Raw genomic sequence first — 22,176 nt, 5'->3', positions numbered from 1 at the left:
CTCAGCCGCCGGCGAACGGCGGCAGCACGTCCAGCACGGCGTCGTGCGCGATGGCCAGGCTCCGGTCGCTGACGTACTGCCCCTCGTGCAGCACCGAGCTGAGCCCCAGCACCCGACCGAGCTCCGCCCCGTGGAGCTCGACGAGGCGGTCGAGCAGGCTGCCCAGGTCGTCGGCGTGCACCTGCTCGGACTCGGTGCCGGCCGCCTCTGCGGCGGCGGCGAAGTAGCGCACGGTGGCCATCGTCGTCTCCTCGTCGTCTCGCTGTGCCCATCCTCGCACCTGCCCGGAGCGGGGCCGTCATCCCAGCGGGTTGATCCACCGCACCTCGGGGAAGCGGGCGAAGTCGCTGTCGCCGGAGACCACGGCAACCCCCAGCTCGACCGCCAGCGCCGCGAGCTGGGCGTCGGGGACGAGGTTGCCGGTCACGTGGTGCCGCCGTGCGAGCGTGTCGAAGGCGTGCCAGGTCCGCTCGGTCGCCGGCGGGATCCAGGCCGGTCCGGCTGCCAGCCAGCCGTCGACGTGCACCTGCGCCTCCGCGGCCGAGAGAGGGGTCGCGGTGACGCGCGGATGCGTGGCGATGCGCACGAAGGCACCCAGGCTCTGCCAGGGCAGGCCCACGCGCTCGTCGCCGTTGAGGGCGGCGGTCAGCCAGGATGCGGCCCGCTCGTGGTGGACCGACCCGGAGTCCACCGCGTGGAGGAGGACGTTGGCGTCGACGATCACGTCGGGCGTCCACCCCGGTGTCCGGCTGCGGGATCGTCGTCGAGCAGGTCGAGGACCTCGGCGACGTTGGTGACGTCCACCAGAAGACCGATGGGTGCGGAGTGGTGCACGTAGTCGGCGTGCTGCAGGCCGCGGCTGGCCATCCCCCGGCGAGCCAGGACGTTCAGCGCCTCGCTCGGGCCCAGGCCCTCCTCGCGGCGGAGCCGCTCCATCTCGGCGGCCACGTCGTCAGCCACGGTGATCGTGGTTCGCATGCACCCACGGTAGCATCATGATGCGGCCACCAGATCGTCATGATGCCCTCCCTCGGCCGTTGATCAGGGATCTCGCTGCCAGCGCTCGAGGTCGCCCCAGGTGTCGATGTCACCCAGGTGATCTGCTCCGGACGGGACCTCGTGCCACCTCAGGGGACCGACGAGCCGGCGGACCGACACGTCCCGTGCCTGCGGCAGGGCCGCGAGCGCCGCGTCGAGGGCGGCCCGGCGGTAGAGGGCGAGCAACCACTGCCGGTGGCCGGTCCCGTCGACGTGGCTGAGCGCGTCCACCCCGTCGGTGGGCAGCGACCCCAGCGCGGTATGCAGTGCCACCAGGGCGGGGGTGGCGCCGGGTTGGTCGACCGCCACGACCGCGACCCAGTCCGCGGCGGCGGGTCGGGCAGCAGCGGCGTCGGAGGAGGCGGGGTCCGCGTCGTCCAGGGCAGCCAGGCCGGCGGCGATCCCGGCCACCGGTCCCCCGTCGGGCGGGTCCTCCAGGGTGCGGACCACCCCGGCAGGGACGGGGCCGTGCCCGACGACGACGGTCCGGCCGCCGAGGGTCTGCGCGGCGTCGAGCACGCGGTCGAGCAGCGTCCGCCCGGCGACGACGATCGCCGCCTTGTCCTGCCCCCCGAGCCGTTCACCGCGGCCGCCGGCGAGGACGAGGAGGTCGACGGTCACCACGCGACGCCGCCGGTGGGGCTGCGGAGCGCCACCCGACACCCCCGGTCAGTAGGGGGGCAGGGTGGGGTCGACACGGTCGATCCAGGCCAGGATGCCGCCGGTCATCACGGTGACCTCGAGGTGCCCGAGGCGGCTGAGGTGGGCCGCTGCGCGCCGCGCGCGGGGACCGGTCTTGCAGTAGACGACCAGCGGCCCCTCGGGCAGGGCCGCCAGGTCCTCCCAGGTCAGCACCTCGCCCACCGGCACGGTCAGCGCCCCGGGGACGATGCCGAGCGCGTGCTCGGCCGGCTCGCGGACGTCGAGCAGCACCGGCGCGACGGCACCGGCGAGCGCGTCGCGGACGTCCTCCGCCGAGTGCTCGACGAGGGGCACGAGCTCGCGCACCGGTTCGTGGACGGGGGGCTGGACGACCTCGCCGACCGGGCGCAGGGGCACCTCGCGCGTGCGCTGGGTGAGCGCGTCGACGAGCAGGACGCGGTCGACCAGCGGCTCGCCGAACCCGCAGACCAGCTTGACGACCTCGGCCGCCATGATCGAGCCGACCTGGCCGGCCAGGGCGCCGAGCACCCCGGCCTCGGCGCACGAGGGCACGTCCTCCGGCCGGGGCGGCAGCGGGAAGAGGTCGCGCAGGCTCACCGCCCCCGGCCGCCCGGGGACGAAGGTCGAGAGCTGGGCGTCGAAGCGGAGCACCGCCGCCCAGACCACGGGGAGGCCGAGCGCGACCGCGGCGTCCGAGACGGCATACCTCGTGGGGAAGTTGTCCGCCCCGTCGAGGACGACGTCGTGGCCGGCGAGCAGCTCCTGGGCGTTCTCCGCGGTGATGCGGGTGTGCCGGACCTCGACCGACACGTCCGGGTTGAGCCCGGCGACGAACCGCGCCGCCGACCCGACCTTGGGCCGGCCGACCGCGTCGAGCCGGTGGATGACCTGGCGCTGCAGGTTGGTGGCGTCGACGTCGTCGTCGTCGATGATCGTCAGGTGCCCGACCCCTGCCGCGGCGAGGTAGGCGATGGTGGGGCTGCCCAGCCCGCCGGCGCCGACGACCACGACGCGCGCGGCCAGGAGCCGGCGCTGCGCCTCGATCCCCATGCCCGGCACGAGCAGGTGCCGCGAGTAGCGCGACACCTGCGTCGACGTCAGCTCGGGGCCGGGCGCGACGAGCGGCGGCAGGGGGGAGGGCATGGTCGGCAACGCTACGTCAGCGCATGGAGACGACGAGCACGCAGACGCTGTCGACGGCCGCGTGCACCTCGTGACGGGCCTGGGGGATGGCGCAGGCCGTGCCGGGCGTCAGGCGCCAGGCGGCGTCTCCCGCCGAGAGCAGCACCTCCCCGCTCAGGCACAGCAGCGACGCCGGGCCGGGGGCGTCGTGGTCGGGCAGACCCCCGCCGGCGGGCAGCGCCAGCAGGATGAGGTGCTGGCCCCGTTGGCGCACGACCGCCCGGACGGCACGCCCTGTCCCCCGCTCCCGGGCCCGCGCCAGCAGCCGTTCGCCCTCGACCTGCAGGTCGACGACCCGTTCGGGGTCGGCCTCCACCGGGGTGAGGGTCAGGCTGCCCAGGATCGGATGGTCCTCGTCGGTCACTGCACCCGCTCCCAGCCGCGCTTCTGGGCGCGGCTGCCGGTGGCGGTGCCGGGACGCTCGTCGCGGCTGCGGTAGACGATGTAGGGCCGCGTGACGTAGCCCAGCGGGGCCGAGAAGACGTGCACGAGCCGCGTGAACGGCCACATCGCAAACAGCAGGAAGGCGAGGAAGGCGTGCAGCTGGAAGCCCAGCGGTGCGCCCGCCATGAGCGAGGCGTCGGGCTGGAACCAGAAGATCTGCCGGAACCAGGGCGAGACGCCGTCGCGGTAGTTGTACTCCCCGCCGATGGTCAGCAGGCTGCCGGCGATGGTGTTCCACATCCCGAGCACGATGATCGTGCCGAGCACGGCATACATGACCTTGTCGTTGACGGTCGTGGCCCGGAACACCGGTCCGGTCGTGCGCCGCCGGTAGACGAGGATGATCAGCCCCGCGAGGGTGGCGACGCCGGCGGGGATGCCGCCGGCGAGCGCGACGAAGTGGTAGAGCTCGTGGCTGATCCCCACCCCGTCGGTCCAGTCCTGCGGCACGACGAGGCCCATGAAGTGGCCGACGGCGACGCCGAGGATGCCGAAGTGGAACAGCGGGCTGCCGATCCGCAGCAGCTTGTCCTCGTAGAGCTGGCTGGAGCGCGTGGTCCACCCGAACTTGTCGTAGCGGTAGCGCCAGAAGTGACCGACCACGAAGGTCGCCAGGCAGATGTACGGGAAGATCACCCAGAGGAAGGTGCTCATCGGGGGGCTCCTACGGGGATGGTGAGGCCGAGGGTATGGGGTGCGGCGGCGGGGGCGCCCGCGTCGCCGCAGGTGCTGCCCGAGGGGGGCGCGGTGCGAAGGTGGTCCAGGGCGGGGTCGATGGCGTAGGGCGCCTCCATCTCTTCGCCGATGCCGACCGTTTCTTGTGGAGGGCCCTCGGCGATGAGGCGGGCGAGCGCCTGCTCGTCGTCACCCGCGAGCTGCGGCAGGGTGGCCCGCAGGGCGTCGACGACGTCCAGCCACGGCGAGGACCTCTTGAGCAGCGCGCGGCGGAGCAGCTCGATCCCGACCCGGTGGTCGTTGAGCAGCCGCCAGCCGGCGTCGGGGTCCACGGTCGCGCCGAACTCCAGCACCACCGACAGATGGTCCGGCAGCTCGGCGTCGGGGTCGGTGAGCTCGGCACCGTGCTTGCGGTAGGCCTGCTTGAACTGCACGAGGGCCACCCCGCGGTTGCGGGTGTCGCCGTGCAGGAAGTAGGTCAGGTGCAGGCAGCACTTGCGCGTGACGTCGAAGGTGTCCACGTAGTCGACCTGCAGCAGCCGCAGGTCGGTCGTCTCCACGTGGTCGAGGAAACGGCCGAGCCGGTCGGCCACCTCGGGGGGCAGTCCGCTCACCACCTGCCGCAGCACCGGGAGGCGCTCGACGAGCTCGGTGCCGGGGTAGTCCAGCAGCAGGGAGACGACCTGCCAGGCGTCCGCCTGGTCGTGGGGGTCGAGCCCCGGCCCGCTGCGGCGGTGCCGTCGCCAGGGCAGCATCAGCGCTTCTCCCCCGCCCCGGCTCCGTCCATCTCCTGCGCACCCGGCGGGAACATGCCGTCCGGCACGCCCTTGCCGTCCCAGTTGAGCAGGTTGACCCGGCCCCGCTTGGTGCCGCCCGAGACGAGCGACTCGCTGGTCTGGCGCTGCTGGAGCATCTTGAAGTTCTCCACCGCCACCGGGGTCGTCGAGCCGCGGCCGGAGCCCTCGCCGAACGGCCCGGACTCGTCGAGCAGCTCGTCGTCGAAGCCGGTCACCGGGCAGTCCGTGGCCAGCTCCTCCAGGGAGTGCGCCTGCTCGCTGTGCGCGGTCGGGATGACGTAGCGCTCGTTGTACTTCGCGATCGCGAGGAGGCGGAACATGTCGTACATCTCCTCCTCGGTCATGCCGACGGCCTCGGGGATGGAGGCCTGCGGGTCACGGCCCAGGTTGATGTCGCGCATGTAGGAGCGCATGGCGGCCAGCTTGCGCAGGACGTCGTTGACGGGGCCCACGTCTCCGGCCGTGAAGAGGTTGGCGAGGTACTCCACCGGGATGCGCAGCGCCTCGATCGCGGCGAACAGGTTGTCCTTGTCCTCCGCGTCGTAGCCGGTGTCCTTGATGACGTCGACGACCGGCGACAGCGGCGGGATGTACCAGACCATCGGCATGGTGCGGTACTCCGGGTGCAGGGGCAGGGCCACGCGGTACTTCTCGATGAGGGCGTAGACCGGGGACTTCTTCGCCGCCTCGACCCAGTCGCCCGGGATGCCGGCCCGCTCGGCCTCGCGCTGCACCACCGGGTCGTTCGGGTCCAGGAAGACCGAGCGCTGCGCCTCGTAGAGGTCGTGGTCGTCCTCGACCGAGGCGGCCTCCAGCACCTTGTCCGCGTCGTAGAGCATGAGGCCGATGTAGCGCAGCCGGCCCACGCAGGTCTCCGCGCACACGGTCGGGATGCCGACCTCGACGCGTGGGTAGCAGAAGGTGCACTTCTCGGCCTTGCCGGTCTTGTGGTTGAAGTAGACCTTCTTGTAGGGGCAGCCGGTGACGCACATGCGCCAGCCGCGGCACTTGTCCTGGTCGACCAGGACGATGCCGTCCTCCTCGCGCTTGTAGATCGCGCCGGAGGGGCAGGACGCCGCGCAGCTGGGGTTGAGGCAGTGCTCGCAGATCCGCGGCAGGTAGAACATGAAGGTCTGGTCGAACTCGAACTTCACCTTGTCCTCGATGCCCTTGAGCATCACGTCCTTGACGGCGTGCTCCATCGAGCCGCCGAGGTCGTCGTCCCAGTTGGCCGACCACTCGATGTTGATCTGCTTGCCGGAGATCAGCGAGTAGGGCTTGGCGACCGGGAAGGTGTCCTGCGCCGGCGCGTTGAGGAGCGTCTCGTAGTCGTAGGTCCAGGGCTCGTAGTAGTCCGAGATCTTCGGCATCTTGGGGTTGGAGAAGATGTTGAGCAGCTTGTTGAGCCGCCCGCCGGCCTTGAGCTTCAGCCGCCCGGAGTCGGTGCGGATCCAGCCGCCCTTCCACTCCTCCTGGTCCTCGTAGCCGCGCGGGTAGCCCAGCCCGGGGCGGGTCTCCACGTTGTTGAACCAGACGTACTCGGTGCCCTGCCGGTTGGTCCACGCCTGCTTGCAGGTGACCGAGCAGGTGTGGCACCCGATGCACTTGTCCAGGTTCATGACCATCGCCATCTGTGCCATGACGCGCATGTCGTCGCTCCTACTGGTATGAGGTGTCGTCGGGTGGATCAGTACGTGACCGGGACGGTCCGCTTGCGGATCATCGTGACCTCGTCCCGGTTGTTGCCGGTCGGGCCGATGTAGTTGAAGAAGTAGGACAGCTGGGCGTAGCCGCCGATGATGTGGCTGGGCTTCATGAGGATGCGGGTCAGGCTGTTGTGGATGCCCCCGCGCTTGTTGTCCGTCTCGGTCAGCGGGACGTCGATGAGCCGGTCCTGGGCGTGGTGCATGTAGACCGTCCCCTCCGGCATCCGGTGGCTGACGATCGCGCGGCAGGCCACGACGCCGTTGCGGTTGACCGCCTCGATCCAGTCGTTGTCCGCGACGCCGATCTTGACGGCGTCCAGGTCGGACATCCAGATCGTCTGGCCGCCGCGCGAGAGCGAGAGCATGAACAGGTTGTCCTGGTACTCGCTGTGGATCGACCACTTGTTGTGCGGCGTCAGGTAGCGCACCGACACGCCCAGCTCGGTCTGCTCCCCCAGCGGCGTCTCACCGAACAGCGTGCTCATGTTCAGCGGGGGCCGGTAGGTCGGCAGCGACTCGCCCATCCCCTGCATCCAGTCGTGGTCCAGGTAGAACTGCTGGCGACCGGTGAGGGTGTGGAAGGGCTTGGACCGCTCGATGTTGATCGTGAACGGGCTGTAGCGCCGCCCGCCGCTCTCCGATCCCGACCACTCCGGGGAGGTGATGACCGGGACGGGGGCCGCCTGGGTGTCGGCGAACGTGATCTGCTTGCCCTCGTGCTCGGCCGCCAGGTCGTGCAGGAGCGTTCCTGTCCGCTTCTCCAGGGTCTTGAAGCCCTGGGTCGAGAGGTGGCCGTTGCAGGTCGCCGACAGGTGCATGATGCCCTCGGCGACGTGCACGTCGGTCTCCAGCTTCGGCTGGCCGGCGGCGACGCCCGTGCGGACCGTCCCGTTGTGGTGCCGCAGGATGTCGATCTCCCGCTTGACGTCGTAGGCCACGCCCTTGGTCAGCATGCCGACCTTCTCCAGCAGCGGACCGATCGCGGTCATCTTCTCGAAGACGGCAGGATAGTCGCGCTCGACCTCGACGATGACGGGCATCGTCCTGCCGGGCACCGGCTCGACCTCGCCGGTCCTCCAGTCCTTGACCCGGCCGTGCACGGTGGCCATCGCCTCGGGCGTGTCGTGCCACAGCGGCTTGGCGACGACGTCCTTGCGGGTGCCGAGGTGCTCGACGGACAGCTCGGAGAACTTCTTGGCGATCGCCTTCCAGGCGTCCCAGTCGGTCTTGGCCTGCCACGGCGGGGCGATCGCGGGGTTGAAGGAGTGCACGAACGGGTGCATGTCGGTGGTGTTGATGTCGTGCTTCTCGTACCAGGTGGCCGCCGGCAGCACCACGTCCGACAGGAGCGTGGAGCTGGTCATCCGGAAGTCCAGGGTCAGCAGCAGGTCGAGCTTGCCCTCGGCCGCCCGCTCGGGCCAGCGCACGCCGACCGGGCGCTGGGCCTCCGAGGCCTCGGCCGCCCTGACGGCGTTGTCGGTGCCCAGGAGGTGCTTGAGGAAGTACTCGTTGCCCTTGGCCGAGGAGCCGAACAGGTTGGCCCGCCACAGCGACAGGATGCGCGGGTGGTTCTCCTCCGCCTCGGGGTCCTCGACCGCGAAGCTGAGCTCGCCCGCCTTGAGCTGCTGCACGACATACTCCGGCGCGCTGAGCCCGGCCAGCGCCGCCTCGTCCGCGACCTCCAGGGAGCTGCGGTTGAACTGCGGGTAGGAGGGGGTCCAGCCGAGGCGCACGGACTGCGCCAGCAGGTCCATGGTGCCGCGGCCTGCGAACACCCCGGTGCTGCCGTTGATCGCGTCGGCGTCGAAGGTGTCGTAGCGGTACTGCGAGGTGTTGACGTACCAGTACGCCGTCTGGTTCATGTGCCGAGGGGGACGGACCCAGTCGAGCGCGAACGCGAGGTGCTGGAAACCCATGATCGGGCGCACCTTCTCCTGGCCGACGTAGTGCGCCCAGCCGCCGCCGTTGCGGCCCTGGCAGCCGGTGATCGTGGTGAGCACGAGCATCGCCCGGTAGATCTGGTCGGAGTGGTACCAGTGGTTGGTGCCGGCGCCCATCAGGATCATGCCGCGACCCTGGGTGTCGATCGCGTTCTGCGCCCACTCGCGCGCGATCCGGATGATCTGCTCGGCGGGCGCTCCGCTGATCTCGGCGGCCCAGGCGGGGGTGGCCGGCACCGACGCGTCGTCGTAGCCGGTGGGCCAGGCGCCCGGGAGCCCGTGGCGACCGACGCCGTAGTGGGCGAGCATGAGGTCGAGCACCGTGGTGACGAGGTGGTCGCCGACGCGGCGGACCGGCACGCCGCGACGCTCGCGCACCTGGTCCCCGTCGACGTTGTCGAACCGGGGCAGCAGGACCTCCACGGCCTCGCCGGTGTCGCCGTGCAGGCTCAGGACGGGTCGGACGTCGCCGAGCTCGAGGTTCCAGCGGCCCACGCCCTCCTCGCCGAAGCGGTGGCCGATCGAGCCGTTGGGGATGACGACGCGGTCGGTCGCCCCGTCGAGGACGGCCGGCTTCCACACCGCGTTCTCCGAGCCCTGCTCGTCGTTGTCGAAGTCGCCGGCGGTGAGGAACTTGCCCGGCGTATAGACCAGGTGCTCGCTGCGCTCGCCCTGCTCCCCCTGTTCCGTCGAAGAAGCTCCTTCGTCGCCTTCGACAGGGTCCAGGGTGATGAGGTAGGGCAGGTCGGTGAAGCGCTGGTTGTACTCGGTGAAGAAGTCGACCTGCTGGTCGACGAAGAACTCGCGGAGCACGACGTGGCCCATGCCCATCGCCAGGGCGCCGTCGGTGCCGGGCCTGGAGGCCACCCACTCGTCGGCGAACTTGACGTTCTCGGCGTAGTCCGGGGCGACCGCGATGACCTTCTGGCCGCGGTAGCGGGCCTCGGTCATCCAGTGCGCGTCCGGGGTGCGGGTCAGCGGGACGTTGGAGCCCCACATGATGAGGTAGCCCGCGTCCCACCAGTCGCCGGACTCGGGCACGTCGGTCTGGTCCCCGAACATCTGCGGGGAGGCGTTCGGCAGGTCGGCGTACCAGTCGTAGAAGGACAGCATCGGGGCGCCGATGAGCTCGAGGAAGCGGGAGCCGGAGGCGTAGCTGACCGGCGACATCGCGGGGATGGGCGAGAAGCCGGCGATCCGGTCCGGGCCCCAGCGCTTCACGGTGTAGACGTGGGCGGCCGCGATCATCTCCACGGCCTCCTCCCAGGTGGCACGGACCAGACCGCCCTTCCCGCGGCCGGACTTGTACCGTCGGGCCTTCTCCTCGTCCTGGACGATCGAGGCCCAGGCCACGACCGGGTCGCCGAACTGCCGCTTGGCGTCGCGGAACATCTCGAGCAGGGTGCCGCGCACGTAGGGGTAGCGCACCCGGGTGGGGCTGTAGGTGTACCAGGAGAAGGCGGCCCCGCGGGGGCACCCGCGGGGCTCGTACTCGGGGCGGTCGTCTCCGGTGGAGGGGTAGTCGGTCTGCTGCGCCTCCCAGGTGATGATCCCGTCCTTGACGTAGACCTTCCACGAGCAGGACCCCGTGCAGTTGACGCCGTGCGTGGACCGCACGACCTTGTCGTGGGCCCACCGGTCGCGGTAGAAGGAGTCGCCGCTGCGCCCGCCCTGCAGGCTCAGCGTGCGCCGGTCCTCGGACACCTCCCCCCGGGTGAAGAACCGGCGGGTGCCGACCAGCGCGTCGCTCAGCCGACCGTCGAGGCGGGACGTGGTGCGCTCACTCATGGGTGCTCTCCTGGGTGCTCGGCGTTCGGGTCGGGTCCGGGTGGGATCGGGCGGTCGGGTCGGGGTCGCGCCCGGCGGCCGGCAGGTCGAGGGGCGGTCGGGTGCCGTGGCCCCTGCGGACCAGCGTCGCGTGGCACGTGCGCTCGGCGACGAACGGCCGCAGGCTCACGGTGGCCTGCTCCTCGCCGGCCACCTCCAGCGCGCCCCGCAGCAGTCCCCGGTGGACGCCGCAGACCACCTCCGGGTGCACGCGGGCGAGGTCGAGGAACGGGCAGTCCTGCAGGGTCAGGGTGACGTCCCCCTCGCGGCCCCCCAGGGCCAGGTCGGGGCTGTAGCCCCACTCCTGCAGCAGGTCGACGACGCCGCCCACCTTGGCCACCCACTCCCCCGTGGTGACGGCCGGCACGGCGGACGGGTCGTCCGCGCGCCCCTCCTGCGCGAGCCGGTTGCGCACCCACTGCACCCCGGCCTCCTCCGGCGTGAGCCGGTCCCGGTCCGCGGGGTCGAGCGCCTCGGCGAGGAGGGTGGCGAGCACCTGGTAGGGCCCCTCGACCGCCTGGTGCGGGACCGACCCGAGGGTGCCCTCGACCACGACATACCGCTTGGCGGGCCGTCCGGCGCCCCCGCTGCGCACGAAGTGGCTGGCGAGCAGTCCGGCCGACACCAGCTGGTCGAGGTGGAAGCGCACCGTCGTGCTGTGCAGCCCCAGGACCTCACCGAGCTCGGCCGCCGTCAGTCCCGTGTCGCGGGTCCGACGACCCTCCACGGCCAGGCGCGGCAGGGCAGCCAGGTGGTCGACGATGGCCCGGCGCACCGTGGAGGCCAGCAGGGACGCGCCGTCGTGCCCCGTCTGCTCAGCAGCGCCCATGCTCCACCTTTTGTCGGATACGGATCACGTATATCTAAGCCTACGACGCGCGGTTTCCGCAACCACCCCGGCCGACCCCGTGCCGACCCCGTGCCGACCCCCTTCCGACCGGGACCACCGCAGGTCAACGGCCTCATTTGCACACATCTTCATGACCTAAACAAGGGGAGTTGTGCGCCCCACCCCGTGACCGTCGCGCGGCCCCGTGGCGCGGGTGTATGGTCGTGCCTGACATATTGCGATGAACGGTTCCTCTAATCGGAGTGCTGATGACGACCACCGCCCCCGCGGTCGCCACCCCGGAGTCCCCCCGCACCTCGGGCGCCAACCGCGTCCTGTGGACCTCCACCGTGGCGTTCACCCTCATGTTCGCCGTCTGGCTGATGTTCGGCATCCTCGGCAAGCCGATCAGGGAGGAGTTCGGGCTCACCGACACCCAGCTGTCCTGGGTCTCGGCCTTCGCCGTCCTCAACGGCTCGATGTGGCGGCTGCCTGCCGGCATGCTGACCGACCGCATCGGCGGCCGCAAGGTGATGACGGCGATGCTGGCGGCGACGGCCGTCCCCGCCTTCCTCGTCAGCCGCGCCGACAGCTACGGCATGCTGCTGGTGCTGGCCTTCCTCGTCGGCTTCGCCGGCAACTCCTTCAGCGTCGGCATCGCCTGGAACGCCGCCTGGACCCCGCGCGAGCGCCAGGGCTTCGCGCTCGGCCTCTTCGGGGCCGGCAACGTCGGTGCCTCGGTGACCAAGTTCATCGGCCCGCCGATCATCCTCGCCACCGCCGGCACCACCTTCGCCCTCGGCATCCAGGGCGGCTGGCGCCTGATCCCCGTGGTGTACGCCGTGCTCCTGCTGCTCATGGCCGTCGCGGTCTGGTTCCTCACCCCCTCGGTCGACCGCAAGCCCGGGGCGAGCACGTCGCTCGGCGAGATGCTCCTCCCCCTCCGGCAGCTGCGCGTGTGGCGGTTCAGCCTCTACTACGTGGCCGTCTTCGGCGCCTACGTCGCCCTGGCGGCCTGGCTGCCGCTCTACTACATCGACAACTTCGACGTCTCCCTCACCACGGCCGGCCTGCTCACCGCGCTGTTCATCTTCCCCGCCTCGCTGCTCCGCCCGGTCGGCGGCTGGTTCTCCGACCGGTGGGGCGCACGCCGGGCGATGTACGGCACCTTCCTGGTGATGCTGCTGGCCACCGGGATCCTCATGATGCCCAACGGTCACATCGTCATCAACCACGCCGACGGCACGCAGACCGAGCACCTGGCCTACGCCATGAACATCGTCCCGTTCACCGCCCTGCTCTTCCTGCTCGGCTGCGCGATGGGCGTGGGCAAGGCGGCCGTCTACAAGCACATCCCGGAGTACTTCCCCGGCAACGTCGGGGCGGTCGGTGGGCTCGTCGGGATGCTCGGCGGGCTCGGCGGCTTCTTCCTGCCCCCGATGTTCGCCTACACCAAGCTCTGGTCCGGCTTCCCGACCTCGACCTTCTTCGTCCTCTTCCTGCTCACGGCCGTGTGCCTGATCTGGATGCACCTGACCATCGTGCGCATGCTGCACGACCGCTCGCCCGAGCTCGCCGACAAGCTCGAGCACGAGCCGACCACCGCCACCGCCACGCCCTTCCAGGAGGCCCGCGCATGACCACCGCCGATCCCCGCCGCACCGGCAGCCGCTGGCTGCAGGACTGGGACCCCGAGAACGAGGAGACCTGGGACAGCAAGATCGCCTGGCAGACGCTGTGGATCACCACGTTCACGCTGACCCTGGCCTTCGTCACCTGGTTCCTGCCCAGCGCGATCGTCCCCAAGCTCAACGACATCGGCTACTCCTTCACCCAGACCCAGCTCTACTGGATGGCGGCGATGCCCGGCCTGGCCGCCGGTCTGCTGCGCATCGTGTGGATGGTCCTGCCGCCGCTGATGGGCACCCGCACGATGGTCTCCCTGACGACCGCCCTCCTCGTCTTCCCGCTGCTGGGCTGGGGCGTCCGCGTGCAGGAGCCGACCGCCCCCTACTGGGAGCTGATGGTGCTGGCCTTCCTCGCCGGCATCGGCGGCGGCGCGTTCTCCGGGTTCATGCCGAGCACCTCCTACTTCTTCCCCAAGCGCATGCAGGGCACGGCCCTGGGTCTGCAGGCGGGCCTGGGCAACTTCGGCGTCTCCCTGGTGCAGCTGCTCACCCCGTGGCTCATCGGCTTCTCGATGCTCGGCTTCCTCGGCAACAGCCAGATGATGCAGCTGGCCGGCCAGGAGAGCCAGGAGGTCTGGTACCAGAACGCCGCCTTCTTCTGGATCCCGTTCGTCCTGGTCGGCGCGGCCTGGGCGTGGATGGCGCTGAAGTCGGTGCCGGTCAAGGCCAACGTCCGCCAGCAGTTCGACATCTTCTCCAACCCCGACACCTGGTTCATGACGCTGCTCTACATCATGACCTTCGGCACCTTCTCAGGGCTCGCGGCGCAGTTCGGTCTGCTCATGAAGAACCTCTACGGCGCGGGGAACCCGGAGATCGTGCAGGGCGCGGGCGCGAGCGCCCAGCTGCTCATCGACGGGTACGACGTGCCCGAGGTGGTCAAGTTCGTCTTCCTCGGCCCGCTCATCGGCGCCGGAGCCCGGGTCCTCTTCTCCCCGCTCACCGACAAGATGGGCGGGGCGATCTGGACGCTGATCTCCGGCCTCGGCATCATCGCCTCGATCTCCTTCACGCTGACCGCGCTCGTACCGGACACCACCTCGGCCGCCACCCTCGACGCCGGGTTCGACCGGTTCCTGTGGGGCATGCTCGCGATCTTCCTGTTCGCCGGCATCGGCAACGCCTCGACCTTCAAGCAGATGCCGATGATCTTCGAGCGGCGCCAGGCCGGTGGTGTGATCGGCTGGACGGCGGCGATCGCGGCGTTCGGACCGTTCTTCTTCGGCATCGGCCTGACCCTCATGACCCCGACCATCTTCTACATCATCGGCCTGGTCTTCGCCGTGATGTGCGTGGCGATCACCTGGATCCGCTACGCCCGCCCCGGCGCCCCCAAGAAGAGCTGACCCCACCGACGACCACCGACCACCGACCACCGACCACCGACCACCGACCACCGACCACCGACCACCGAAGGACACACCATGACCGACCACCGCACCGAGCTGCCCGTCACCCAGGTCCGCGAGAGCGGCTGCGCCTGCGGCTGCGTCGACGAGGGCATCCCCGCCCTCGACGCCCGCGAGATCCCGCACGCCATCCGGCACGCCACCATCTTCGGCGCCCTCGGCGGCCTGCGCCCGGGTCAGCAGATGGACCTCGTCGCGCCGCACGACCCGCTGCCCCTGCTCGCGCAGCTGGCCGACCGCGAGGGCGACGCCCTCACGCACACCTACGTCGAGAGCGGCCCCGAGGCCTGGACCCTGCGCTTCACCCGCCAGTCCTGATGTGCACCTACTGCGGCTGCGAGTCGATCGAGGTGATCGGCCGCTTCATGGCCGAGCACACCGAGATCGTCAACGCCGCAGGGGTGCTGCGCCGGGCCGTCGAGTCCGGCGGCCGGCGCGCGGTCGAGCAGGCGAGCGACGGGGTGGCCGACCTGCTCCACCCGCACACCAGGGCGGAGGAGGTCGGGCTGTTCTCGGTGATGCGCCGCCAGGAGGAGTTCACCGACCACATCGACAGCCTCTGCGCCGAGCACACCTCCCTCGACGAGCAGCTCGCGGCGGTGCGCTCCGGCCGGCACGACCGGCTCGACGAGTTCATCCACGACCTGCGCCACCACATCGACCGCGAGGACAACGGGCTCTTCCCGGCCTCCGCCATCGCGCTCGACGGACCGGACTGGGCCGAGGTCGACGAGATCACCCCACCCGCCCCGTGAGGGGTATGCCGTGAACGCGCGCCTGCGCGGTGCCCCGCTCCTGCTCGTCCCCGGAGGGCTGGCCCTGCTGACGGGCCTGGACGCGGCGCTGACGCTGGCCGGGCTCCCCGCACCCGCGGGCAGCCCGAGCCTCGCGGTGCTGCACGGCCCGCTGATGGTGATGGGCTTCCTCGGCACGGTCATCGCCCTGGAGCGTGCGGTGGCCCTGCGCCAGCCGTGGGGCCTGCTCGTCCTGGTCCTCGTCTACGTCGCGCTGCACCAGCGCAACTCCGACCCGGTGGTCGCCGTCGAGGGGCTGGGGGCCGTCCTGGCGGCGGCCGCCGCACTCCTGATGACCCGGGTCGACGTCCTGGTCACCGTCCCCCTGCTGATCGCCTTCGTGGTGCTCACCATCGGCGCCGAACGCGTCGAGCTCGCCCGCCTCGCCATGCCCCGGGACGCCACGACGACGCTCACCGGCTTCTCGGTGCTCGTCGCCGGCGCGGCCGTCGCCGCGACCCTCTGGCCGACCACGGGCGGCCGAGCGCTCGGCGGCGTGCTGCTGCTCCTCACCCTGTGGCTGGTCCGGCACGACGTGGCCCGCCGCCTCGTGCGGAGCAGCGGCCTGCCGCGCTTCGCCGCCGCCGCACTGCTCGCCGGCTACCTGTGGCTCGCCGTGGCTGCCACCACCCTCCTCCTGGTCGGCCGCCCGGTCGGGGCCGCCTACGACGTGGTGGTCCACGCGACCTTCCTCGGCTTCGCGATGTCGATGGTCCTGGCCCGCGTGCTCGGCGCGGCCCTGGAGGCTGTCCGCCTGTGGGAGGGCGCCCTCGTCCGCAACGTGGCCGCCCTGCTCCTCTTCGTGCTCACCGCTGCCGCGACAGCCGTCTCTGCCACGCGCCCCGGCACCCGCCGGACCCGTCCGCTCCCCGAGGTGACCCGATGACCCTGTCCTCCCGTCCGGCCGCGCCGGACGGCGCCGGCCTCCCCCGACCCAGCGCGCCCGTGGGGGCCCGCGGACGCTGGGCCCTGCGTGACTACCCCGGGCTGCTGTGGATGGTGCTGGCCGTCGCGGTCACCCTCGCCCACCCGTTCGTGCCAGGCTCGCGCTGGCTCATGGTCCACCTCGTCCTCCTCGGTGCCCTGACCCACTCGATCATGGTCTGGAGCACCCACTTCACCCAGGCGCTCCTGAAGACACGGCCCGGCCTCGACGACCGGAGGGCGCAGTCGCGCCGCCTCGTCCTGCTCCTCGTAGGGACCGCGACGACCGTCGTCGGCGTGCCCACCGCGCAGTGGTGGCTGACGGTCCTCGGCGCCACGCTGGTCTCCGTCGCCGTGGTCTGGCACGGGGTCCAGCTGCTGCGCAGGTTGCGGGTGGCGCTGCCGGGAAGGTTCCGGATCACGATCCGCTACTACCTCGCGGCAGCGGTCTGCCTCCCCGTGGGCGCCACCCTCGGGGTGCTGCTGGCCCGCGGGCTCGACGACGGCACCCACGGACGGATCCTGCTGGCGCACAGCATGGTCAACGTGCTCGGTTGGGTGGGTCTGACCGTCACCGGCACCCTGCTCACGCTGTGGCCCACGATGCTGCGCACGCCGATCGGCCCCCGGGCCGAGGCCCGGGCCAGCACCGCCCTGCCCGGCTTCGCCGTCGCCCTCATCCTCCTGGTCGCCGGTGCTCTCGCCGACCTGCGCTGGTTGACCCTCGTCGCCGTCGCCCTCTACGCAGCCGCCCTGCTGTGGTGGGCCTCCGCGGTGCTCACCCCGGTCCGACGCTCGTGGCCTCCTCGCGAGTTCGCGCCGGCCTCGGTCGGGCTGTCCCTCGTGTGGTGGGTCGTGGGGCTGGGCCTGGTCCTCGTCCGCCTGGCCACCACGCAGACCTGGGCCGAGTTCGCCGGCGGCCTCGGCACCACCACCGCCGTCCTCGTCGTCGGCTTCGCCGCCCAGCTGCTCCCCGGCGCCCTGTCCTACCTGGTGCCCTCGGTCATCGGCGGCGGCAAGACGGTGGTGCGTGCCGGGCAGGCGTGGTTCGACCGCTGGGCCACGGCGCGGCTGGTCGTCGTCAACGGCGGGCTGCTCCTCGCGCTCCTGCCCGTCCCGAGCCTCGTGCGGGTGACCGTCACCCTGCTCGTCCTCGTGGCCCTGGCCACCTTCGTCCCGCTGATGCTGCGCGGCATCGCCGCCTCCGCCGCCGCCAAGCGCGAGGTGGAGGCCGCGCGGGCCCGCGGCGAGCGCCCGGCAGGTGCGGTCCCCACCCCGGGCCTGCGCGACGGCGAGCCCGACCGGATGCCCTCCATCTGGTCGCCCGGACAGGTCGTCGCCGCCGTCACCGCGCTCGTCCTCGCGGCGTCGGTCGGCGTGGCGATGGACCCCGCCGCCGCGGGACTCGCGCCGGGCAGCAGCACGTCCGCCGGACGCACGGGCGCACCCGCCGGCGAGGCCGTCGCCACCGGCGAGACCACGACGGTCCGCGTGCTGGCCCAGGACATGCGTTTCGAGCCCTCCAGCATCGAGGTCCCGCGGGGCGACAGGCTGGTCGTCGAGGTCGTCAACGTCGACCCGACCAACGTCCACGACCTCCAGCTCCTCGGCGAGCGCACCCCCAGACTCGCGCTCGACGAGAGCGCCACCCTCGACCTCGGCGTGGTGGGTGGGACCGTGCAGGGCTGGTGCACCATCGTCGGGCACCGCCAGATGGGGATGGTCCTCGACGTCGTCGTCACCGGTGACGTACCAGACGCCACCGACCACCCCACCCACGACCCGACCGACCCCGCCGACCCCGCCGGCACAGCCACGCCATACCCCGCGCCTGTGCACCTCGACCCCGACGCCCGGGTCGAGCGGCCTGTCGACCCCGTGCTGCTCCCCCTGACCACCCCCGCGGGCACGGTCCACCAGCTGACGCTGACCGCCACCGAGGAGGAGCTCGAGGTGGCGCCCGGCGTCACCCAGACCCGGTGGACGTTCGACGGGCAGGTGCCGGGGCCCACCCTGCGCGGGCGGGTCGGCGACGTCTTCGAGATCACCCTGGTCAACGACGGGACGATGGGGCACTCGATCGACTTCCACGCCGGGGCCCTGGCGCCGGACCGGCCGATGCGCACGATCCCGCCCGGCGAGACGCTGGTCTACCGGTTCACCGCGACGCGGGCGGGCATCTGGATGTACCACTGCTCCACGATGCCGATGTCCAGCCACATCTCGGCCGGCATGCACGGCGCGGTGGTCGTCGAGCCCGAGGAGGGGCTGCCGGAGGTCGACCGCGAGTACGTCGTCGTCCAGTCAGAGGTGTACCTCCGGCCCGGCACCGGGCACGGCGGCACCGCCCCGGCGGAGGTGGACCCGGAGGCCATCGCGGCGGAGCGACCGACGTTCGTGACCTTCAACGGCATCGCCCACCAGTACGACGCACCGGACCAGATGTTCGCGGCCCGGGTGGGCGAGCGGGTGCGCTTCTGGGTGCTCGACGCCGGCCCCAGCCGGCCGACCTCCTTCCACGTCGTCGGCGAGCAGTTCGACACCGTCTACCTCGAGGGCGCCTACCGCCTCGGCGGTCCGGACGGCCCCGCGGAGGGGGCGGGCGCGCAGGCCCTCGGGCTGCAGGCTGCGCAGGGCGGGTTCGTCGAGCTGTCGTTCCCCGAGCCGGGGCACTACCCGGTCGTCTCGCACATCATGGTCGACGCGGAGCGAGGCGCGCACGGCGTCGTGCACGTCACCGAGTAGCGCTGCGCTACGCGGCTCCCCAGCGTCCCTCGTCGAGCCGCAGCAGGCCCTCGCCGCGCAGCCGCTGCAGCCACGGGTGCGCCGGCTCGGCGCCCCAGCGCCCGCGCCACACCTCGGCGTGGCGCAGCGCGATCCTCGTCTCCTGCGTGCGGTCGAGGTCGGCGCGGGGCTGCACGTAGGCCGTGGCCCCGCCCACCCAGACCAGGGCACCGCCCGCGTTGTGCACCACGTGGGCGAAGTCGGCGTCCTCGAGCCCGTGACCGGTGTAGTCCTCGCAGAAGCCCCCCGTGGCCCGGAAGTCCTCGGGCGACATGGCGAAGGCCACCGCGTGGAAGTAGTCCCAGCGGGTCTCGGGTCGCAGCTCACCGGGCGAGAGAGCGGGGGTGCCGGGGGTGCGCACGCCGTACTTGTGGAGGTGGCCGAGGGGGTAGCCGACGTGCTCGTCGGGCGGTTCCGGCAGCTGGAGCACCGGCCCTGCCCAGACGACGGGGCCGTCGGGCCGCGCGAGGTCCCTCAGCGCGGGGGAGACCCCGGTGACGGCGTCGGCATACCTCTCCAGCGTCCGGCTCCCGGGGATCACGTCACCGTCGAGGAAGATCAGCACGTCGGCGCCGACCTCGAGGGCCTCGCGCGCGGCACGGTTGCGGGCGGCTGCCAACGGAAGCGCGCGCCGGTCGGTGGGGACGGGGCAGACGACGGTGGTCCAGCGGTCGGTGCCCAGCGGGAGCCGTCCACGGGTCAGGTCGCGGTCGCCCATGGAGACGACGACGTGGAGGTCCGGGGGGACCGACCCGACGGAGAGGCCGTCGACCTGTCGGAGCAGCTCCTCCGGTCGCCCCTTGGACATGGTGAGCACCGCGATCGTCCCTGGCACCGCCGTAGCCTACCGAGGGCACCTGACCACCGGCTACCCCCCTGCGGGTGGTCCCGCGCGCCGTCCCACCGGGCCGGTGGGCGTCGATCCATGCGACCGTGGCGGCCGGACGGCGGTACCGTGGTCGCTATGGATGCCACACGGCCCGTGACCGTGGCCATCGCGAACGACTACGAGGTGGTCGTGCGCGGTGTCCTCGCGATGCTGACCCCCTTCGCCGACCGCGTCGAGATCGTGGAGCTGGACGCCCAGCTCCAGGTGCTGACAGCGGTCGACGTCACGCTCTACGACACCTTCGCAGCGGGGCAGGTCGACGACACCAAGTTCGACCAGGTGCTGGGCGACCAGGCCCGCCACGTGGTCGTCTACTCATGGAACATGCACCCGCAGCTGGTCGAGGTGGCGCTCTCGAAGGGGTGCCGGGGCTACCTGGACAAGACGATCGACGCAGAGTCGCTGGTCGACGCGCTCGAACGGGTCGCCGACGGAGACATCGTGGTCTCTCCCACCCGGCTGCCGGTCGAGCCGCTGCGGGAGGAGGCCGAGGCCCTGCCCTACCAGGGGGACTGGCCGGCCCGCACGCACGGTCTCTCCCCCCGGGAGGCGGAGGTCCTCGCCCTCATCGCGCAGGGGCTGACGAACCTGGACATCGCCTCCCAGACCTACCTGTCGATCAACTCGGTCAAGACCTACATCCGCAGCGCCTACCGCAAGATCGGGGTGACCCGCCGGTCGCAGGCCGTGCTGTGGGGCATCCACCACGACCTGCTGCCCGACGTCATGCGGGACACCGACCCCGAGGGCGCGCCGGCCGCAGCCGGGGCGTAGTCCCTCCGACCGTCCGGGGCGCCTCCCCGCCTCACTCCGGGACGTAGACCACCGCAGAGTAGGGGCCGAGGTCGAGCACCGAGACGCCGTCCTCGACGACGAGGTCCGGCGTGGCGTGGTCCCCGAAGAGCTGGCTGTAGCGGCGCGCGTCGCTGTTGAACACCACCCGCCAGTGCCCGTCGGGCAGCTCCACGCGCCGCTGCACCGCGTGGGCATCCATGTTGAGCGCCACGAGCACGTGCTGGTCGTCGTCGGTCGAGCGCATGAACGCGATCACGTTGGCGTCGTCGTCGAGCGTGACCAGCGCCGTCCTGGGGCCCGAGAGCCCGGGGGTCTCGCCGTCGAGGTTGCGCCGCATGCGGATGAGGTCGCGGAACATCTGGGTGATGTCCCGGAAGGCCCACGCCCGCTCCCAGTCCAGCGGCACGGTGTCGCGGAACCACTCGTCCTCGAGGAACTCCTGCCCCTGGAACAGCATCGGCATACCCGGTGCGGTGAGGACGAGCGCCGCCCCCAGGGTGGCGCGCTTCTGCGCGTCCCAGCCGCTGGGGTTGTCGCCCCTGACCTCGGAGGTGACGCGCGCCTTGCCGTTGGCGACCTCGTCGTGGGACTCGATGTAGATGACCCGGTCGAAGGCGTTGTGGTAGGCGTGCAGGACCGCCTTGGCGACGTCCGGGATCGAGCGGTGCTCGTCCGAGGGGTGGATGAGCGCCTCACGCACCGGGTGGACGAACTGGTTGTCCCACTGCGCGTGCATCGCCGCGCCGCCGTCCGTGGTCGAGGTGACGGCGGCGTCGTTGTGCAGGTCCTCGGCGATCACCAGGTGCCCGGGGTAGTCGCTGCGGACCATCTGCCCGATCGAGCGCATCATCGCCCAGCCCTCGGGGATGTCCCCGGTGAAGCCGTCGACGTGGCGCATGTAGGGCGTCATGTCCAGGCGCAGACCGTCGACGTGGTAGTGGTCCAGCCACATCCGCGCGTTGTCCAGGATGAAGTCGCGGACCTCCTGACGGCCGAAGTCGGGGCGGGTGTCGCCCCACGGGGTGTGGGAGCGCCAGTCGTTGTAGAAGTAGATGCCTCCCTTGCCCTCCTCGCTCCACCCGTCGAACTGCCACAGCGAGAGGTCGCTGGGGCCGAAGTGGTTGTAGACGACGTCGACCAGGACGGCGATGCCGTGCTTGTGCGCCTCTCGGACGAACGTCTTCAGCGCGTCCGGGCCGCCGTAGGTGTGCTCGACGGCGAAGATGTGCGCCGGGTTGTAGCCCCAGGAGTAGTCGCCGGCGAACTCCATCAGCGGCATCAGCTCGATGGCGTTGACGCCGAGCCCGACGAGGTAGTCGAGCCGGCCGACCAGGTCGTGCAGGTCGCCCGGGCCACCGTCCTGGCTGACCATGAAGGAGCCGATGTGCGTCTCGTAGATGACCAGCTGGTGCTGGGCCGGCGTGAGGAACTCCTCGTGCTCCCAGTCGAAGCGCCGGTGGTCGTAGAGGATGCCGTTGCCCACCGAGTTCGTCGTGGCGTAGGCACGCGGGTCGATGCGGTAGAAGCTGCGGTCCCCGTTGGTGATGACGAACTGGTACTCCTGGCCGTGCTCGGCGCCCTCGACGTCGGTCGACCAGTTGCCGTTGCCCTCCGCCTCCAGCAGGTGCGCACGCTCGTCCCAGCCGTTGAAGTCGCCCACGACCCTCACCGCGTCGGCGTGCGGCGCCCAGACACGGAAGGTGAAGCCTTCGTCGTAGGCGATGGCGCCCATGCCGGGGTGGGACGAAGTCACGGTGGCCTCCAGGGTCGGTCGAGCGGACGCGGGCGCGCC

The 22,176-nt window shown here is 71.5% G+C and carries 20 protein-coding genes; 7 read left to right on the top strand and 13 right to left on the bottom strand.

Going from position 1 to position 22,176, the window contains the following annotated elements; genetic code table 11:
• Position 1: 1 nt before the first annotated feature.
• The 11 genes from ACI3ET_RS05635 to ACI3ET_RS05585 form a co-directional block, all read right to left on the bottom strand.
• Entirely contained in the window at positions 2-241 is a 240-nt protein-coding gene (locus ACI3ET_RS05635) for a MoaD/ThiS family protein (protein WP_405031998.1), read from the bottom strand.
• A 57-nt stretch (positions 242-298) separates the two neighbouring features.
• Entirely contained in the window at positions 299-724 is a 426-nt protein-coding gene (locus ACI3ET_RS05630; protein WP_405031997.1) for a TA system VapC family ribonuclease toxin, read from the bottom strand.
• Positions 721-978, bottom strand: a complete 258-nt coding sequence (locus ACI3ET_RS05625; RefSeq protein WP_405031996.1) for a CopG family transcriptional regulator — start codon at positions 976-978, stop codon at positions 721-723. The genes ACI3ET_RS05630 and ACI3ET_RS05625 overlap by 4 nt, the downstream gene beginning before the upstream one ends.
• Positions 979-1,041: 63 nt before the next feature.
• Entirely contained in the window at positions 1,042-1,659 is a 618-nt protein-coding gene (mobA, locus tag ACI3ET_RS05620) for a molybdenum cofactor guanylyltransferase (protein WP_405031995.1), read from the bottom strand.
• A 48-nt stretch (positions 1,660-1,707) separates the two neighbouring features.
• On the bottom strand, positions 1,708-2,844 hold the full coding sequence (locus tag ACI3ET_RS05615; RefSeq protein ID WP_405031994.1) for a ThiF family adenylyltransferase: 1,137 nt from the start codon (positions 2,842-2,844) through the stop codon (positions 1,708-1,710).
• A gap of 16 nt (positions 2,845-2,860) precedes the next feature.
• Positions 2,861-3,247: a cupin domain-containing protein gene (locus tag ACI3ET_RS05610; protein WP_405031993.1), complete on the bottom strand. Its 387-nt coding sequence runs from the start codon at positions 3,245-3,247 to the stop codon at positions 2,861-2,863.
• Entirely contained in the window at positions 3,244-3,981 is a 738-nt protein-coding gene (narI, locus tag ACI3ET_RS05605; RefSeq protein WP_405031992.1) for a respiratory nitrate reductase subunit gamma, read from the bottom strand. The genes ACI3ET_RS05610 and narI overlap by 4 nt, the downstream gene beginning before the upstream one ends.
• Positions 3,978-4,757: a nitrate reductase molybdenum cofactor assembly chaperone gene (gene narJ / locus ACI3ET_RS05600; RefSeq protein ID WP_405031991.1), complete on the bottom strand. Its 780-nt coding sequence runs from the start codon at positions 4,755-4,757 to the stop codon at positions 3,978-3,980. Before narJ ends, narI begins: the two co-directional genes overlap by 4 nt.
• Entirely contained in the window at positions 4,757-6,448 is a 1,692-nt protein-coding gene (gene narH / locus ACI3ET_RS05595; protein ID WP_405031989.1) for a nitrate reductase subunit beta, read from the bottom strand. The genes narJ and narH overlap by 1 nt, the downstream gene beginning before the upstream one ends.
• A 38-nt stretch (positions 6,449-6,486) precedes the next feature.
• Positions 6,487-10,233: a nitrate reductase subunit alpha gene (locus tag ACI3ET_RS05590; RefSeq protein ID WP_405031988.1), complete on the bottom strand. Its 3,747-nt coding sequence runs from the start codon at positions 10,231-10,233 to the stop codon at positions 6,487-6,489.
• Positions 10,226-11,101 (bottom strand): helix-turn-helix transcriptional regulator, encoded by an 876-nt coding sequence (locus tag ACI3ET_RS05585; protein ID WP_405031987.1) that lies wholly within the window; start codon positions 11,099-11,101, stop codon positions 10,226-10,228. Before ACI3ET_RS05585 ends, ACI3ET_RS05590 begins: the two co-directional genes overlap by 8 nt.
• A gap of 269 nt (positions 11,102-11,370) precedes the next feature.
• On the opposite strand from ACI3ET_RS05585, the gene ACI3ET_RS05580 reads away from it, so the two are divergent.
• The 6 genes from ACI3ET_RS05580 to ACI3ET_RS05555 all read left to right on the top strand — a co-directional run bounded on the left by ACI3ET_RS05580 (position 11,371) and on the right by ACI3ET_RS05555 (position 18,661).
• Entirely contained in the window at positions 11,371-12,741 is a 1,371-nt protein-coding gene (locus ACI3ET_RS05580) for an MFS transporter (RefSeq protein WP_405031986.1), read from the top strand.
• Positions 12,738-14,135, top strand: coding sequence for an MFS transporter (locus ACI3ET_RS05575; RefSeq protein WP_405031985.1), 1,398 nt, complete (start codon positions 12,738-12,740; stop codon positions 14,133-14,135). Before ACI3ET_RS05580 ends, ACI3ET_RS05575 begins: the two co-directional genes overlap by 4 nt.
• Before the next feature lie 78 nt (positions 14,136-14,213).
• Positions 14,214-14,516, top strand: coding sequence for a DUF2249 domain-containing protein (locus ACI3ET_RS05570; RefSeq protein WP_405031984.1), 303 nt, complete (start codon positions 14,214-14,216; stop codon positions 14,514-14,516).
• Positions 14,516-14,953, top strand: a complete 438-nt coding sequence (locus ACI3ET_RS05565; protein WP_405031982.1) for a hemerythrin domain-containing protein — start codon at positions 14,516-14,518, stop codon at positions 14,951-14,953. Before ACI3ET_RS05570 ends, ACI3ET_RS05565 begins: the two co-directional genes overlap by 1 nt.
• Before the next feature lie 10 nt (positions 14,954-14,963).
• Positions 14,964-15,878: a hypothetical protein gene (locus tag ACI3ET_RS05560; protein WP_405031981.1), complete on the top strand. Its 915-nt coding sequence runs from the start codon at positions 14,964-14,966 to the stop codon at positions 15,876-15,878.
• On the top strand, positions 15,875-18,661 hold the full coding sequence (locus ACI3ET_RS05555; RefSeq protein WP_405031980.1) for a multicopper oxidase domain-containing protein: 2,787 nt from the start codon (positions 15,875-15,877) through the stop codon (positions 18,659-18,661). Before ACI3ET_RS05560 ends, ACI3ET_RS05555 begins: the two co-directional genes overlap by 4 nt.
• 7 nt (positions 18,662-18,668) lie before the next feature.
• Here the strand turns inward: ACI3ET_RS05555 and ACI3ET_RS05550 are convergent, their stop codons facing one another.
• Positions 18,669-19,535, bottom strand: coding sequence for a glycosyltransferase family 2 protein (locus tag ACI3ET_RS05550; RefSeq protein WP_405031979.1), 867 nt, complete (start codon positions 19,533-19,535; stop codon positions 18,669-18,671).
• A 129-nt stretch (positions 19,536-19,664) separates the two neighbouring features.
• On the opposite strand from ACI3ET_RS05550, the gene ACI3ET_RS05545 reads away from it, so the two are divergent.
• Positions 19,665-20,363, top strand: a complete 699-nt coding sequence (locus ACI3ET_RS05545; RefSeq protein WP_405031978.1) for a response regulator transcription factor — start codon at positions 19,665-19,667, stop codon at positions 20,361-20,363.
• Positions 20,364-20,394: 31 nt separating this feature from the next.
• On the opposite strand, the gene ACI3ET_RS05540 is transcribed toward ACI3ET_RS05545, so the two are convergent.
• The gene (locus ACI3ET_RS05540) at positions 20,395-22,137 is read right to left on the bottom strand and encodes an alpha-amylase family glycosyl hydrolase (protein ID WP_405031977.1); all 1,743 of its coding nucleotides are present in this window, start codon (positions 22,135-22,137) and stop codon (positions 20,395-20,397) included.
• Positions 22,138-22,176 lie beyond the last annotated feature (39 nt).

The sequence above is a fragment of the Ornithinimicrobium jinqii genome (genome assembly GCF_045032595.1).
Classification (GTDB): Bacteria; Actinomycetota; Actinomycetes; order Actinomycetales; family Dermatophilaceae; genus Ornithinicoccus.
Note: the sequence above shows the minus strand (reverse complement) of the source record. Positions and strands in the feature narration are given on the sequence as shown.

Coding starts and splice junctions, on each gene's coding strand:
- ACI3ET_RS05635 (WP_405031998.1), bottom strand. CDS start 241: ATGGCCACCGTGCGCTACTTCGCCGCCGCCGCAGAGGCGGCCGGCACC.
- narI (WP_405031992.1), bottom strand. CDS start 3,981: ATGAGCACCTTCCTCTGGGTGATCTTCCCGTACATCTGCCTGGCGACC.
- ACI3ET_RS05585 (WP_405031987.1), bottom strand. CDS start 11,101: ATGGGCGCTGCTGAGCAGACGGGGCACGACGGCGCGTCCCTGCTGGCC.
- ACI3ET_RS05565 (WP_405031982.1), top strand. CDS start 14,516: ATGTGCACCTACTGCGGCTGCGAGTCGATCGAGGTGATCGGCCGCTTC.
- ACI3ET_RS05545 (WP_405031978.1), top strand. CDS start 19,665: ATGGATGCCACACGGCCCGTGACCGTGGCCATCGCGAACGACTACGAG.
- ACI3ET_RS05625 (WP_405031996.1), bottom strand. CDS start 978: ATGCGAACCACGATCACCGTGGCTGACGACGTGGCCGCCGAGATGGAG.
- ACI3ET_RS05580 (WP_405031986.1), top strand. CDS start 11,371: ATGACGACCACCGCCCCCGCGGTCGCCACCCCGGAGTCCCCCCGCACC.
- ACI3ET_RS05555 (WP_405031980.1), top strand. CDS start 15,875: ATGACCCTGTCCTCCCGTCCGGCCGCGCCGGACGGCGCCGGCCTCCCC.
- ACI3ET_RS05570 (WP_405031984.1), top strand. CDS start 14,214: ATGACCGACCACCGCACCGAGCTGCCCGTCACCCAGGTCCGCGAGAGC.
- ACI3ET_RS05590 (WP_405031988.1), bottom strand. CDS start 10,233: ATGAGTGAGCGCACCACGTCCCGCCTCGACGGTCGGCTGAGCGACGCG.
- ACI3ET_RS05615 (WP_405031994.1), bottom strand. CDS start 2,844: ATGCCCTCCCCCCTGCCGCCGCTCGTCGCGCCCGGCCCCGAGCTGACG.
- ACI3ET_RS05575 (WP_405031985.1), top strand. CDS start 12,738: ATGACCACCGCCGATCCCCGCCGCACCGGCAGCCGCTGGCTGCAGGAC.
- narJ (WP_405031991.1), bottom strand. CDS start 4,757: ATGCTGCCCTGGCGACGGCACCGCCGCAGCGGGCCGGGGCTCGACCCC.
- narH (WP_405031989.1), bottom strand. CDS start 6,448: ATGCGCGTCATGGCACAGATGGCGATGGTCATGAACCTGGACAAGTGC.